We start from the raw sequence: 13,811 nt of genomic DNA, 5'->3' as shown, positions 1-13,811 counted from the left end.
TTCAATTACCCTCCGCCGCGGCGGCGATGCTGGCCTGCATCTCGTCAGGCGTGGGATTGCCGCGCAGGCATAGCCCGCCGTTCACCTGCAGGTTCTCACCAGTCATGAAACATTCGTCGCTCGCCAGGAAAACAGCGGCGGCGGCAATGTCGTCGCTCGTGCCATAACGGCCGAGCGGATATCCTTTTACGAAGCTTTCGAAGAGCCCGGGCACTTGCCCTGCATCTGACGTCATCGGAGTCTCGGTAAGGCCCGGCGAGATCGAGTTTGCGCGAATCCCCTCGCAGCCGAATTCGTTCGCGACGCAGCGGATGATGTGATCGGTTGCTGCCTTCGTGCCCATGTAGGCGGAGTGATCCCACAGCATGATCTTCGCCGTGGCCGAACTGATCTGGATGATAGAGCCGCCGTCGCCGCCGTGCGACTTGGCCATCTTGCGCACGCAGGCCTGGTAGAACTGGAACGGGCCGATGAGTTGAAGCGCGCTCATCTGTTCAAGCTGTTCGCGCGTATTGTCGAGGAAGGGCGTGAGCAGCCCCCAACCGGTGGCGTTGACGGCAATGTCGACACCGCCCATCTGCTCTGCTGCGGCATCCAGCAACGCGTTGACGCTCGCCTCGTCGGTCAGGTCGCAAGCGTGTGCAAGGCAACCGGTGTCTTTCGCGAAATCGTCCAGAACCGCCTGCTTGCGCCCCGAGACCATGACGGTCGCGCCCTCATCCATGAAGCGGCGGGCCATGACCTGACCCATGTTGCCTTCGCTACTCGCACCAAGGATCAGTGCACGCTTGCCTTCGAGCCTACCCATCGCAATTCTCCCTCTCTCATTGGACAGAGGCGTAACATCGCGCGCCCGCGTGAAGGGACTGCGCAAAACGTTAGTCGAAGCTGGCGGGGGCAGTACCTACTATCGGCTTCAATCAATCAGGTTTCTATTTCAGGGAAAGGATCGTCGCATGGACCTCGGCCTCAAGGGCAAGAAAGCCATTCTCGTCGGCGCAAACGGCGGCATCGGCCGCAAAGTTGCACAGGCATTTGCAGCAGAAGGTTGCGATGTCGCCATCTGCGGTCGTTCGCAGGAAAAGGTCGACAAGGTCGTCGGCGAACTTCAGCCCTCGGGCGTGAAGGTCTACTCCGAAGCTCTAGACGCGACTGACGCCGAAGCGGTCCCCGCTTTCGTCGACAAGGCAGCAGAAGCACTCGGCGGCTGCGACATCTTCATCAGCTTCACGTCGGCCAACCCGGGCGAAGACACCGACCAGGCCTGGGAAACCATCCTGAAGACCGATATCCTGCCGATGCGCCGCGGCATCGCCGCTGCCCTGCCGCACCTTGAAAAGTCCGATGCCGGTTCGATCCTGTGCATCAGCTCGACCGGCGCGGTCGAGGAATTCATGGGCGTGCAGCCGTACAACGCCATCAAGGCCGCAGTGATGAACTACGCCTCGGCACAGGCGCAGGCGCTGGCCCCCAAGGGTATCCGCGTCAATTGCATCACGCCGGGCCCGGTTTTCTGCGAAGACGGTCCGTGGGCCTACATCAAGGAGAACGTGACCGAATTCTACGATTCGATCATGTCCCAGATCCCCACCGGCAAGATGACCACGGGCGAAGAACTGGCCCGCACGGTCGTCTTCATTGCCTCGCCGGCCGCAGCCGGCGTGCTGGGTGCGAACATCGTCGTCGACAACGGCATCACGAAGCGCGTCCAGTTCTAACCATCTCATGGAGCGTGGCCCCGTAAGGGGCCGCCATCCTCCACCCCACTGCCCCTTCACCCCTGACGCTGGCGACTGACCTAGTCAAAAGCGCAGGGGTGGAGGGGCATTTTTCTTGACCCTCGTCAAACAGCGCCGCGCGCCGGTCCGGTATTCTTCTCCTCGAAAGATACGAGGAGGATGCCGACATGGCAGAAGCAGATCCGCGCGGACGCATGGACGTCGCCCGCTGTCCGGGACCCGGCTGGGAAGAAATCCTGGCCGCTGACGATATCCAGCCGCCCGCCTTCATGGCCGAGGACCGCTACGAGTATCTCGGGTCCGAGGCGATCGATGCCTCCCGCTACTATTCGCCCGAGTTCTTTGAGGCAGAAAAGACGAAGATGTGGCCCGCCGTCTGGCAATTCGCCACGCGCGAGGAAGACCTTCCCGAACCCGGCGACTATGTCACCTACGAGAACGTGGGCCGCTCCTACCTCATCGTGCGACAGGACGACGGTTCCATCCGCGCCTTCCACAACGTGTGCCTGCATCGCGGGCGCAAACTGAAGACGGATTGCGGCTCGGCAGAAAAGTTCGTCTGCCCGTTTCACGCCTTTACGTGGAATACCGACGGCACGCTGAATTCGATCCCCTGCCGCTGGGACTTCGGCCACCTGAGCGACGAGCAGATGAAGCTGCCCGAAGCCAGCGTCGCGCGCTGGGGCGGATATGTCTTCGTGCGCGATGCCGAGGAAGGCCCGTCTATCGAGGAATTCCTCGCCCCCCTGCCCCAGTTCTTCGAACGCTGGCGGCACGAGGATTGCACGACCGTCGCATGGGTCGGCAAGGTCGTGAAGGCGAACTGGAAGATCGTGATGGAAGCTTTCATGGAAAGCTATCACGCCTATGCCACGCACCCGCAGCTCATGCCGTTCACCGGCGATGCCAATGCGGCATACCACGTGCTGGGCGACCACGTGAACGTGAACTACACGCCGTTCGGCACGATGAGCCCGCATGTGCAGCAGCACGACCTGCCGCAGCAGTGGATCGTCGACGAGTTCGTGAAGTACAACGGGCGCAGCGCCGACAATTACGACGCCGAAAAGGACGACTACAACATCGCCGTCCCCACCGGCCTGACCGCGCGTCAGGCGCTTGGCGAGGCGATGCGCAAGACGAGCGAGCGCACGTTCGGCGGCGACTATTCCAAGGTGTCGGAAAGCGAACTGCTCGACGCGCTGGTCTACAACGTCTTCCCGAACTTCGCGCCTTGGGGCGGGTTCATGCCGAACATCGTCTATCGCTGGCGTCCCTGGCCGGACGAGAATGCCTGCCTGATGGAAGTGCGCGTGCTTGCCCGCGTTCCCGAAGGCCAGCCGCGTCCCGCAGGCGTGCCGATGCACTTGCTGGCTGAGGACGAGAACTGGTCCGATGCGCCGGAACTGGGCGTGCTGGGCGACGTGGTCGATCAGGACATGGAGAACATGGAACTGTGCCACGAAGGCCTGAAGGCATCGAAGAACCAGCGCGTCGAACTGGGCGACTACCAAGAAGTGCGCATCCGCCACTTCCACCAGGCGCTCGACCGGTACCTCAACGCCGCCGACTGACATTCATCCGACAAGGATCACACCATGACCGAACTCTATGCCAAGTACGGCGACATTGCCGAGCGGATGCTCCACTTCGTGGAAAGCCGCACGACCGACCAGGCCAGCTCCACCATGCGCGTGCCGGTCGAGAACTACCTCGACCCGCAGCGCTGGGAGCAGGAGAAAGAGCGCGTGTTCAAACGCCTCCCCCTCATGCTGGCGCTTTCTATCGAGCTGCCCGAAAAGAACGACTACAAGGCCATCCAGATCATGGGCCTTCCCGTCGTCATCACCCGCGGCAAGGACATGAAGGCCCGCGCCTTCCTCAACGTGTGCAAGCACCGCGCCGCGCATCTCGCGCCCGAGGGCAAGGGCAATTGCTCGCGCTTTTCGTGCCCCTATCACGGCTGGACTTATGCCAATGACGGCAAGCTTCTGGGCATTGCCGAGGCCAGCACGTTCGGCGAAGTCGACCGCAGCGATCTCAACATGACCGAACTGCCCTGCGACGAGGTTGCGGGCATGATCTTCGTGATCCTGACACCGGGTCTTGAGATCGACGCGAAGGCATGGCTGGGCGGCATGTACGAGGATTTCGCCGCCCTCAAGCTGGAGGACTGGTACTATCACAAGTCGCGCGAGATGCGCGGGGCGAACTGGAAGGTCGCCTATGACGGCTATCTCGAAGGCTACCACTTCGCCGCCGCGCACAAGGACACGGTGGCGCCGCGCTCACCGTCCAATCGCGCGCACTACGAAGGGTTCGGCCCGCATATCCGGCTGGGCTTTCCGCAGAAGTCGATCGTGGACCTTAAGGGTCTGCCCCGTGACGAATGGGGTCGGCACGAGAACGACGGTTACGACTTCATCCGGATGCTCTTCCCGAACTTCGCGCTCTTCCTCGCGCCCGAGATGTGCCAGTTCGCACAGCTGTTCCCCGGCGATGCGCCGAACACGAACGTCACGATCATGAACTACGTCTTCCCGACGAAGCCGGAAACGGACGAGGAGATGCGGAAGCTCGATGAGATGTGCGACTTCTTCTACAACGTGGTGGAAGAGGAGGACTACTTCCTCGGCCTCAAGGTGCAGAACGGGCTGGAAAGCGGCGCGATGACGCACCAGACCTTCGGCCGGAACGAACCGGGCAACCAGTTCTTTCACAAGTGGATCGAGTACTACCTCGACGAAACCGGCCAGACGCCGATGCCGGTGATGAAGGACTGATGGCCTAGGGCGGTGGTCCGGTCAGTGCCGGACCATCGCCCCACCATCGACCCACAGGCCGTGGCCCGACATGAAGCGGGCATCGTCGCTGCACAGGAAGGCGATTACGTCGGCGATATCCTCCGCCCTGCCCAGCCGGCGCAGCGGCGCCTTGTTTTCCCAGAACGTGCGATATTCGGGCATTTCCTCGAAAGCCGGTGCCGTCATCGGCGTATCGATCGCACCCGGCTGAACGCAGTTTACCGTGACGCCGAACGGGCCGAGCTCGGCCGCGGCCGACTTGGTAAAACCCAGCACCGCGTGCTTCGATGCGGAATAGGCGCAAAGCCCCTCGTCGCCGTAAGTCGAAGTCGTCGAACCGATCGTGACGATCCGCCCTTTGCCAGCCTGCTTCAGATGCTCTGCCGCATCGCGCACCAGCCGGAACACCGCGACGAGGTTCACTTCCAGCACTTGCCGGAAATAGTCGTCTGTGTGCCCCTCCAGCGGTGAGAAAGCCGCGATCCCCGCACACGGCACCACCGTGTCGAGACCGCCCATGTCCTCGACCGCAGCCTTGACCAGCGCCGCACTCGCACCCTCGGCGGTCACGTCCGCGACATGATCGACATCGCCCTTGAGGTCGCAGGTGAAGACCTGTGCGCCGTCTGCCACGAGCCGCTTCGCCACAGCCGCGCCGATGCCAGACCCTGCGCCCGTGACGATGGCGCGGCGACCTTCCAGCCGACCGCTCATGCGATCTTCAGGACCAGCTTGCCGGTGTTCTTGCCCGAAAACAGCCGCATGAAAGCGTCGTAGGTATTCTCGATACCTTCCTGCACGTCCTCGTCGATGCGGACCTTGCCCTCGGCGATCCACTGCGCGATCTGCGCCCCGCCTTCGGGGAAGCGGTCGGCGTAGTCCATGATGAGGAAGCCGTGGATCGAAGCCTGGTGCACGATCAGCTGCCACAGGTTTTGAAGCCCGTGCTTCTCGACCGAATTGTATTCGCTGATCAGCCCGCACAGCACGATGCGCGCCTTTTTCGCGAGGTTGTGGACCTCTGCCTCAAGGATGTCGCCGCCCACGTTCTCGAACACCATGTCGAGCCCGTCGGGCGCTGCCTTGGCAATTTCCTCGATCAAGTCCTCACGGCTCTTGCCGCGATAGTCGATGGCGACGTCGAAACCGTAATCCTCGATCAGGCGGCGGCACTTTTCCGCCCCGCCAGCAATACCGATCACGCGGCAGCCGTGGATCTTGCCGATCTGCCCGACGACAGAACCGACCGCCCCTGCCGCGCCGCTGACGCAAAGCGTTTCGCCCGCCTTCGGCTTGGCGACGTCCTGCATTCCGAAATAAGCGGTGAGACCAACCGCCCCCATGGCCGAGAGGAACTTCGACGGACTGTCGACCATGCCGACGTCGATCGGTGCGGTGAAATGGCCGAGTTCGACGGCGCTATATTCCTCAATCCCGCTGAGGTTCATGACCCAGCTCCCGACCGGAAAGTCCGGATTGTCGCTGGCGTAAACTTCGCCCACCGTCGTCGCGCGCACAGGATCGCCAAGCGGGATCGGCGGCATGTAGCTGGGCGCATCGTCCATCCAGCCGCGCTGCGCCGGATCGAGCGAGCAGTAATGATTGCGCACGACCAGCCCGCCCTTGGGAACATCGGGGATCGGTTCGCTGACGAGCTCGAAATCCTCGGGTACCGGATCGCCGACAGGGCGGCGGCGGAGGATGAAGCGGCGGTTGGTCATGTGACCTCTCCTTGAATTCAGGCTGCTGTTGCCGATCCTGCCGTCCAGCGGATCGCATTTTCGACCAGCTGGCGGTAGTCGGGATTTTCGTAGGCGCCCGGCCCGTCGCCGGGTTGCAGATAGACGAGCCGGCCCTTGCCGATCTCTTTCGCCCAGCCGGCAAGGTTGCTGCCTGCCGGATGGTCCCACCCCTCGCGCGCATACATCTCGCCCTTCACGGCGAGCGAGGCGGAGAAGAAATGGTCGCGATCGAACGAAGCGTCCGAACGCAGGAGCGGCGTCACGTCGTCTTCGAATATCTCGGCCAGATAGGGCTCGTCGGTAATCTCGAACGAGGCGGGAAGCCCTTCCGTCACCGGATGGCCGGGCACGGGCGTGAAGGTCTGCCGAACATCATGGGCATAGCCGCTGTCTAGCCGCCTAGCCCCGCGAACCTCGCCCGGTTTGTAAAGGAACCGCCCGCCGATGATCTCGCCATAATCGGGCCATGTCGGCCAACCGGCCAAAGCATGGTGGAGCGCGACGACGCCCTTCCCCGCATCGAACAGCGCGGGAAAGCCATCGCGCATGACTTGCGGCGGATCGACATAGGCGGGCGGCGCATCGGGATCGTCGAAATCCAGCCCCGGCATGTCGTAGAGCACCGCCACATCGAAATCGCGCATGCCATCGGGGTTGAGCAGCAGCGAGGCGGCAGGCTGGTCGACCATCGTGGCCGAGATGCCTTCCATGCCCTCGAAAACCGAGGCGAAGGCATCGCGCCCGAACGGGTGCCCCCGCACCGCGACGAGGCAGCGCAGGGGCGACCGGTAATCGATGGTCGGCACGAGCGTTAGTCCCTCAGGTCGACGATGACCTTGCCGGTGTTCTTGCCCGTCATCATGCGGCCATAGGCGACCAGCGTGTTTTCCAGCCCCTTGGTCACGTCGAAGGGCACGGTGATCTTGCCGTTCTGGTACCAGTCCTTGAGCAGGGCGTGATACTCGGGGCCGCGTTCGGGCACGTCAGGCAACAGGAAGCCTTCGATACGCAGGCGGCGCATCAGGACCTGGTCGTAGTTCTTCGGACCCGGCACGCCTTCGTCGCTTTCATAGTTCGCGATCATGCCGCAAACCGCCACGCGCCCGAACAATGCCATGTTGGCCAGAACCGCGTCGAGGATCGGGCCGCCCACGTTTTCGAAGTACGCGTTGATGCCGCCGTCGATCTTCTTGAGCTCTGCCGCGACGTCCTGGTTCTTGTAGTCGATGCAGCGTTCCGCACCCAGTTCCTCGACCACGTATCGGCACTTGTCGGGGCCACCCGCGATGCCGGTAACCTTGGCACCGAGATTGCGGCCGATCTGGCACGCAAGGCTGCCCGTAGCGCCAGCCGCGGCGGAAATGACGAGGTTCTCACCTTCCTTGATGCCGAGAATGTCCTTCGTACCGTAAAGCGCCGTCCAGCCGTTGAGGCCGAGCACGCCGAAGTGCTGACGCGGATCGTCGATGTCTTCATCCAGCAGCACCGCCCACGAATCGTCGGGGCGCACAGTCGAGTAATCGGCCCACTGACCGAACACGCGAACCAGGCGGCCAACCGGGAAACGATCGTCGCGGCTTTCGGTGATACGGCCCAGCGACTGCCCGGCCATCGGGATGCCCATCGGCAGGGGCGGCTGATAGCCGTCTTCACGCGGGCCCATCCACATGCGGGTGCCCGCATCCATCGACAGGTAGTCGGCCTTCAGCCGGATCTCGCCATCTTCGAGCGGGGCGAGCTCGGTTTCCTGCAGACTGAGGGCAGAGCTGAAATCGTCGCCCTGCGGATGGTCATCGAGACGCCAGAAACGGTTCTTGGTCATGTTCAGGTACCTTTCGGGCCGACCTGCTTGTGGATGTTGCGGAAGGATCGCAGCGTGAAATACCAACGGCCATCGATCTTGACGAGCTCGTCCCGGTATTCCCCGCGGTCGCGCACCGTGTTGCCGTCCTGATCATAGGTCTCGGTGGTGTAGCTGCGCATCTTGGCCGTGTTGCCGTCGATCTCGATCGAACCGGGCCAGGCATGGAACAGAATGCCCGGATAATGCTGCATCGCCTCAACCCACAGGTTCACGATGTTCTCGCGACCTTCCTGCGGCGGAAACTGAGGATAGTCGGGCATTTCCCAACGCGCATCTTCGGCCCAGGTCTCGCCCCAGGCTTCGGGGTTACGCTGGGTCACCGCGTCGGCATAAGTGTCGAGCAGGTCGCGAATGGCAAGCCGATCCGCGTCCGATCCGGTGAAGGGCATAAATGTCTCTCCCAATGGTTTAGTTGACCGGAGGGTAGAGCGTGACGGGAAAGCCGAAAGCTATCCGTTCTGGCAGGTAGGCCGCCCCGATCGCATCGGGTGCGGCCAATTGCCCTTATTGCCCGACGGGCAGTTCCTCCATCGTCGGCGCTTCGTCCGGGACGCACACTTCGACCTGCCCGCCTTCGACGCGGATCGGGAAAGTGCGCAGGTCCTTGTAGGCGCCGCCAATACAGCGGCCCGTTTCCAGTTCGAAACGCGCGCCGTGCAGCGGACACATCACCGCGCCGCGGCGGATCCGGCCGCCCGAAAGCAGCGCCGCCTGATGGGTGCAGCGATCGTTGACCGCGTGGAAACCGTCATCCGTCTTCGCGGCGAGGACGTACCAACCGGCCACCTTCGTCGCCAGTTTGCCTTCCTCGGGAAAATCGCTTTCGGCGATCAGGGGATGCCAGGTCTCACTCACGGTTATTCAATCCTCTCTTTGGGTCTTACGGCCCTAACGGCTTGCGCCTACGCTTTCACGCTAACAATTCCGATAGCTATCGCCTGCGGAGCCGATTGGCGACAAGATGGTAGTTCAATCAGTGTGGGAGAGACATACGATGACACTGCAAGAGGTGGAAACCCTTATCGACGACCTGTACGCGGCAAGCGCAGCTGCAGACTGGGACAAGGTCGCAACGATGGTCACCGACGATCTGCTCATCAGCGAAGCACCGGGCCTGCCCATGGCCGGCACCTACAAGGGCAAGAACGCCCTGCGCGACCTGTTCAACGATGTCTTTGCCATGCTGCAGGTGCAGTCGCTCGACGTCATCGGGTCGACCTATGGCGGCGACTATGCCGTCAAGATCCTGCGCATGAACTTCGGCGAAGGCCTTGAACCGGCCGAACTGACCGAAATGTTCCGTATCCGCGACGGCAAGGTCTGCGAGATCAAGCCCTACTATTTCGACCCTGCCCCCGTGAAGGCCGCGGCAGCAGCAACGCAGAAAGCCTGATAAATGGATTTTGCCGTTCCCGACCGCGCGCTTGAAATCGGCGCGCGGGTAGAGAAATTCGTCCGCGAAGTCGTCATTCCTTACGAAAAGGATGACCGGCGCGACCACCACGGCGCGCCGCTGGACGAAATGGTCAACGAGATGCGCGAAAAGGCCCGCGCCGCCGGCGTGATGACGCCGCACATCCTCGACGACGGTTCTCACCTCACGCAGGTCGAGACGGCATATGTCCTGATCAAGTCCGGCCTGTCGCCGCTGGGCCCGCTGGCCTGCAACACGATGGCACCGGACGAAGGCAACATGTACCTACTGGGCCATGTCGGTTCGCCGGAACTGAAGGATCGGTTCCTGAAGGACATGGTTTCGGGCCACGCCCGCAGCGCATTCTTCATGACCGAGCCTGCCGAATGGGGCGGCGCGGGTTCCGACCCGTCGATGATGAAGTCGACTTGCCGCAAGGATGGCAACCACTGGATCATCAACGGCAAGAAGACCTTCATCACCGGGGCCGACGGCGCCAAGGTCGGCATCGTCATGGCTGCGTCCGAGGAAGAGGATTCCAAGGGCGGCGCATGCATGTTCCTGGTCGACCTGCCCGATCCGGCGATCAAGATCGTGGACGTGCCGAACACCATCGACAACTCGATGCCCGGCAGCCATGCCACCATCGATATCGAAAACCTGCGCGTTCCCGCAGATCAGCTGCTGGGCCAGCCGGGCGAAGGGTTCAAGTACGCCCAGATCCGCCTCTCGCCTGCACGCCTGTCGCACTGCATGCGCTGGCTGGGCTGCTGCATCCGCGCGCAGGAAATCGCCACCGACTACGCCTGCCGCCGCGAGGCGTTCCGCAAGACGCTGATCGATCACGAGGGCGTGGGCTTCATGCTTGCGCAGAACAAGATCGACATCCAGCAGGCGGAACTGATGATCTACTGGTGTGCGAGCGTGCTCGACACCGGTGATCTGGGCACGACCGAAAGCTCCATGGCCAAGGTCGCGGTGTCGGAAGCGCTGATGCGCATTGCCGACAACTGCGTGCAGGTCATGGGCGGTACCGGCGTGACCGACAAGACCGTGGTCGAACAGATCTTCCGCGAAGTGCGCGCCTTCCGCATCTACGACGGCCCCACCGAGGTCCACAAATGGTCGCTGGCCAAGAAGATCAAGCGCGCATGGCGCGACGCGCAGGCCCAAGATGGCTGAGACGATTGCAGAGGCCAACACCGGCACCACGCCGGTGCGCGAAGGTTACGAAGTCGATCTGGGCCGCCTGAGCACGTGGATGGAAGCCAATGTAGAAGGCTTTGCCGGGCCGCTGACGATCGAGCAGTTCAAGGGCGGCCAGTCGAACCCGACCTACAAGCTGACGACGCCGGGCGCGAAATACGTCCTGCGCCGCAAGCCGCCGGGCGAATTGCTGAAAGGCGCGCACGCGGTGGAGCGTGAGGCCAAGGTCATGACCGGCCTCGGCAAGGCGGGCTTCCCCGTGCCCAAGGTCTACGGCATCTGCACCGACGACGATGTCATCGGCACGTGGTTCTTCGTGATGGACATGGTCGAAGGCCGCATCTTCTGGGACGCGACTTTCCCCGAAGTGAGCCGCGAGGACCGTCCTGCCTATTTCGATGCCATGAACAAGGTCATGGCCGACCTGCACCTCGTTGATTACGAGGCCGTCGGCCTTGGCGACTATGGCAAGCCGGGCAACTACTTCGCGCGCCAGATCGGCCGCTGGTCCAAGCAATATCTCGCCGACGAGGAAGCAGGCCGTAACGACGACATGGACCGCCTTGTCGCGTGGCTGCCCGAGAATATCCCTGCAGGCGACGAGACAACCGTCGTCCACGGCGACATGCGCTGCGACAACATGATCTTTCACCCGACAGAGCCGCGCGTGCTGGCGGTGCTGGATTGGGAACTATCGACGCTGGGCCATCCGCTGGCGGACTTCGCCTATCACGCGATGATGTACCACATGCCGCCCGACATCGTGGCGGGGCTGGAAGGCGCGGACCTGAAGGCACTGAACATCCCGAGCGAGGACGAATACGTCGCCGCCTATTGCGAGCGCATGGGACGCGAGAGCATCCCCAACTGGGACTTCTACGTCGCCTTCCAGTTCTTCCGGCTGGCCGCGATCTTCCACGGCATCAAGGGCCGCGTAATCCGCGGCACGGCTGCCAATGCGCAGGCGAAGGAACGGGCCGAGGCCTTCCCCCGCCTCGCCCGATTGGCGGCAGAGGCGATGGGTAGATGTGACCATTCCTCACAATCGCGCTCTCGGATCGTCTGAGCGCAGGCCAAGACATTTTCAACAATAGTGGGCAGTTCGGAATTCGTCGACTATTGGGCCGTTAGCCGAACGGCGGCTTTTCACCTGCAGACGCCCGATAGCGGACGGTCCGCAAACGGCCCAAGCAGCGACATTCTGAGCGTTATCTCTTCGGCCATTTGGGCCGAGGAGAAATGCAATGGGATACTCACATTTTGATGCCGCAACGCGGCATCGTCCGGCTTGGAATGCTGGCAAGAATGTCGGAACTAAGCGTCCGCTCACCCAGAAGCAGATCTGGGCGATCCGCTTTCACCTCGATCGCGAAGGTCGACTAAGAGACAAGGCTCTCTTTGACCTCGCGATCGACAGCAAGCTTCGCGGATGCGACTTGGTAAAAATCAAGATCGGAGATGTGGTCGCGGGAGATGACATTCGAAACCGGGCCACCATCATTCAGCAAAAGACCAACCGTCCAGTCCAATTCGAGCTGACTGCCGACGTGCGAGCGACACTGCTAGCGTGGCTGGAACGTCGAGGTGGTTCGATTGGCGATTATCTATTCCCAAGCCGTATCGACCACGCTGGCCATATGAGCACTCGACAGTATGCACGCCTAGTAGATGAATGGGTGACCGCGATCGGACTGCGGAAGGCAGAATACGGTACGCATTCGTTGCGCCGGACGAAGGCGGCGATGATTTACCGCGCGACGGGCAACATCCGAGCAATCCAGATCCTGCTCGGCCACACGAAGATCGAAAACACTGTGCGCTATTTGGGCGTAGACGTCGAAGACGCTTTGCTCTTGGCGGAGCGAACTGAAATCTAGACAAAGAAGCGGTCGCTCGGCAGATCTGATCGACCGCTTCCAGGTCGTCTCTCACATCCACTGATCGGCCGACTTGGGGTGGTTAGCGGACATTCCTATGAAGCCGTATCTCCACCCGCTCACATGTGGCCAACAGGTCGGCCCCAATCGCAGGTACCAGTTCGACAAAAGTTAGATCGCCCGATGCAATGGCCTGAACTTTCCCGCTCCGGTGGGCCTCATACTTCTCGTGATAATCATTCGCGGCGGAGGGATGAGGCGAAGGATAGAGCCGCTCTAAGTCCACGGTGCCCCCGATCAGTTCGCCAGTCGTTGTTGCAAAGACGACGACGATATTTCCTTCGCGAAAGTCATCCATTTGCAGTGCATCGACACCGGACAATTCAACTTCACACCCTTGCCCATCGGTCTTGCTAAAATAGAGGGTGCAAGCGTTGCCTTGCGTCACCAAGCCATCAAAGGTTGCATCATGCAGGGGAAGTTCGTCTCTCATCCGGTCCGATTACACGCCCAACCCAACGTCCACAATCGGGTCGTTAGCTGTCTGTCCGGTTTCGGTCGCCGGATCGAGCAAACCTACCATTCGCCCAGCGCTAAGTCATCACGCAGCTATGCGCCCTAATCACGGTCGTTCGAGTCCGCTCGAATCCAACCCGAAAGCCGCCGTTCGTCTCCGTCATTCCGGACGGCGGCTTTGCAAGAAGCCAAGCCCTTAGAGGACCCTTTCAATCGGCATTTGAGAATCAGCCTCTTAGCAGTTCAGAATTTTGGAGGCTTTCCAGCAGATAGTTGTCCAGGATCGATATCACGTTGTCGTCGTCATCGAGGAACAAGACCGGTCCGAAGTTCGAGAAGTACAGTTCGGTATACTCGGTGAAAGTCGTCTCCTCGTGAATGGCACCCAGCGGTTCATAACCATAGGTCCCCTCCACCGCGCTTCCCATGCGGTAGTCCATGCGCCCTTTGACGACGTAGTATTCGCCTGCTCCGTAATGCTTGTGGCGGGCAAAGCTGGCGCCTTCCTGGCCCCTGATCAGGACTGTCCAGCGCCCTGTTTCGTTGCTGCTGAAAAGGACCTGGATATCGATCCCTTCGGCCAGCGGCAGCCACTTGCGATCTTCCTTGGGCACGAGACACTCATCGATGCTCATCTGTGTTCTCCCGA

General features: G+C 61.7%; 16 protein-coding genes. 7 read left to right on the top strand and 9 right to left on the bottom strand.

The genetic code is table 11. From position 1 onward, the window contains the following. Nucleotide 1: 1 nt before the first annotated feature. Nucleotides 2-808 carry an SDR family NAD(P)-dependent oxidoreductase gene (locus tag KIH45_RS00325; RefSeq protein ID WP_213174034.1) on the bottom strand — a complete coding sequence of 269 codons (807 nt, stop codon included), beginning with the start codon at nucleotides 806-808 and terminating at the stop codon, nucleotides 2-4. A gap of 148 nt (nucleotides 809-956) precedes the next feature. Between KIH45_RS00325 and KIH45_RS00320 the strand changes: the two genes are divergently transcribed. From KIH45_RS00320 to KIH45_RS00310, 3 genes are all read left to right on the top strand, one after another. Beyond that, complete coding sequence (locus tag KIH45_RS00320) at nucleotides 957-1,718, top strand: SDR family NAD(P)-dependent oxidoreductase (protein WP_213174033.1); 762 nt, start codon at nucleotides 957-959, stop codon at nucleotides 1,716-1,718. 188 nt (nucleotides 1,719-1,906) lie between these two features. Beyond that, nucleotides 1,907-3,313 (top strand): aromatic ring-hydroxylating oxygenase subunit alpha, encoded by a 1,407-nt coding sequence (locus KIH45_RS00315; protein ID WP_213174032.1) that lies wholly within the window; start codon nucleotides 1,907-1,909, stop codon nucleotides 3,311-3,313. A gap of 24 nt (nucleotides 3,314-3,337) precedes the next feature. Continuing rightward, nucleotides 3,338-4,522 carry an aromatic ring-hydroxylating oxygenase subunit alpha gene (locus tag KIH45_RS00310; protein WP_213174031.1) on the top strand — a complete coding sequence of 395 codons (1,185 nt, stop codon included), beginning with the start codon at nucleotides 3,338-3,340 and terminating at the stop codon, nucleotides 4,520-4,522. Nucleotides 4,523-4,543: 21 nt separating this feature from the next. Here KIH45_RS00310 and KIH45_RS00305 read toward each other — a convergent pair whose 3' ends face one another. From KIH45_RS00305 to KIH45_RS00280, 6 genes are all read right to left on the bottom strand, one after another. Continuing rightward, nucleotides 4,544-5,257 carry an SDR family NAD(P)-dependent oxidoreductase gene (locus KIH45_RS00305; protein WP_213174030.1) on the bottom strand — a complete coding sequence of 238 codons (714 nt, stop codon included), beginning with the start codon at nucleotides 5,255-5,257 and terminating at the stop codon, nucleotides 4,544-4,546. After that, the gene (locus KIH45_RS00300; protein ID WP_213174029.1) at nucleotides 5,254-6,264 is read right to left on the bottom strand and encodes an NADP-dependent oxidoreductase; all 1,011 of its coding nucleotides are present in this window, start codon (nucleotides 6,262-6,264) and stop codon (nucleotides 5,254-5,256) included. The genes KIH45_RS00305 and KIH45_RS00300 overlap by 4 nt, the downstream gene beginning before the upstream one ends. 17 nt (nucleotides 6,265-6,281) lie before the next feature. Next, nucleotides 6,282-7,091, bottom strand: a complete 810-nt coding sequence (locus tag KIH45_RS00295) for a ThuA domain-containing protein (protein ID WP_213174028.1) — start codon at nucleotides 7,089-7,091, stop codon at nucleotides 6,282-6,284. Between the two features lie 5 nt (nucleotides 7,092-7,096). After that, nucleotides 7,097-8,107 carry an NADP-dependent oxidoreductase gene (locus KIH45_RS00290; RefSeq protein WP_213174027.1) on the bottom strand — a complete coding sequence of 337 codons (1,011 nt, stop codon included), beginning with the start codon at nucleotides 8,105-8,107 and terminating at the stop codon, nucleotides 7,097-7,099. Between the two features lie 2 nt (nucleotides 8,108-8,109). Then, on the bottom strand, nucleotides 8,110-8,538 hold the full coding sequence (locus KIH45_RS00285) for a nuclear transport factor 2 family protein (protein WP_213174026.1): 429 nt from the start codon (nucleotides 8,536-8,538) through the stop codon (nucleotides 8,110-8,112). Between the two features lie 115 nt (nucleotides 8,539-8,653). Continuing rightward, nucleotides 8,654-9,004, bottom strand: a complete 351-nt coding sequence (locus KIH45_RS00280) for a Rieske (2Fe-2S) protein (RefSeq protein WP_213174025.1) — start codon at nucleotides 9,002-9,004, stop codon at nucleotides 8,654-8,656. 139 nt (nucleotides 9,005-9,143) lie between these two features. Between KIH45_RS00280 and KIH45_RS00275 the strand changes: the two genes are divergently transcribed. The 4 genes from KIH45_RS00275 to KIH45_RS00260 all read left to right on the top strand — a co-directional run bounded on the left by KIH45_RS00275 (nucleotide 9,144) and on the right by KIH45_RS00260 (nucleotide 12,646). After that, a complete protein-coding gene (locus tag KIH45_RS00275; RefSeq protein ID WP_213174024.1) occupies nucleotides 9,144-9,542 on the top strand; it encodes a nuclear transport factor 2 family protein in 399 nt (132 codons plus the stop codon). Between the two features lie 3 nt (nucleotides 9,543-9,545). Continuing rightward, nucleotides 9,546-10,745, top strand: a complete 1,200-nt coding sequence (locus KIH45_RS00270; RefSeq protein WP_213174023.1) for an acyl-CoA dehydrogenase family protein — start codon at nucleotides 9,546-9,548, stop codon at nucleotides 10,743-10,745. After that, a complete protein-coding gene (locus tag KIH45_RS00265) occupies nucleotides 10,738-11,835 on the top strand; it encodes a phosphotransferase (protein WP_213174022.1) in 1,098 nt (365 codons plus the stop codon). The genes KIH45_RS00270 and KIH45_RS00265 overlap by 8 nt, the downstream gene beginning before the upstream one ends. A gap of 178 nt (nucleotides 11,836-12,013) precedes the next feature. After that, the gene (locus KIH45_RS00260; RefSeq protein ID WP_213174021.1) at nucleotides 12,014-12,646 is read left to right on the top strand and encodes a tyrosine-type recombinase/integrase; all 633 of its coding nucleotides are present in this window, start codon (nucleotides 12,014-12,016) and stop codon (nucleotides 12,644-12,646) included. Nucleotides 12,647-12,728: 82 nt separating this feature from the next. Here the strand turns inward: KIH45_RS00260 and KIH45_RS00255 are convergent, their stop codons facing one another. Then, entirely contained in the window at nucleotides 12,729-13,139 is a 411-nt protein-coding gene (locus KIH45_RS00255) for a hypothetical protein (protein ID WP_213174020.1), read from the bottom strand. 250 nt (nucleotides 13,140-13,389) lie between these two features. Continuing rightward, the gene (locus KIH45_RS00250; protein WP_213174019.1) at nucleotides 13,390-13,797 is read right to left on the bottom strand and encodes a 2,4'-dihydroxyacetophenone dioxygenase family protein; all 408 of its coding nucleotides are present in this window, start codon (nucleotides 13,795-13,797) and stop codon (nucleotides 13,390-13,392) included. Between the last annotated feature and the right edge of the window lie 14 nt (nucleotides 13,798-13,811).

Origin of the sequence: Croceicoccus gelatinilyticus (assembly GCF_018398395.1) — a bacterium.
Taxonomy (GTDB): domain Bacteria; phylum Pseudomonadota; class Alphaproteobacteria; order Sphingomonadales; family Sphingomonadaceae; genus Croceicoccus; species Croceicoccus gelatinilyticus.
Note: the sequence above shows the minus strand (reverse complement) of the source record. Positions and strands in the feature narration are given on the sequence as shown.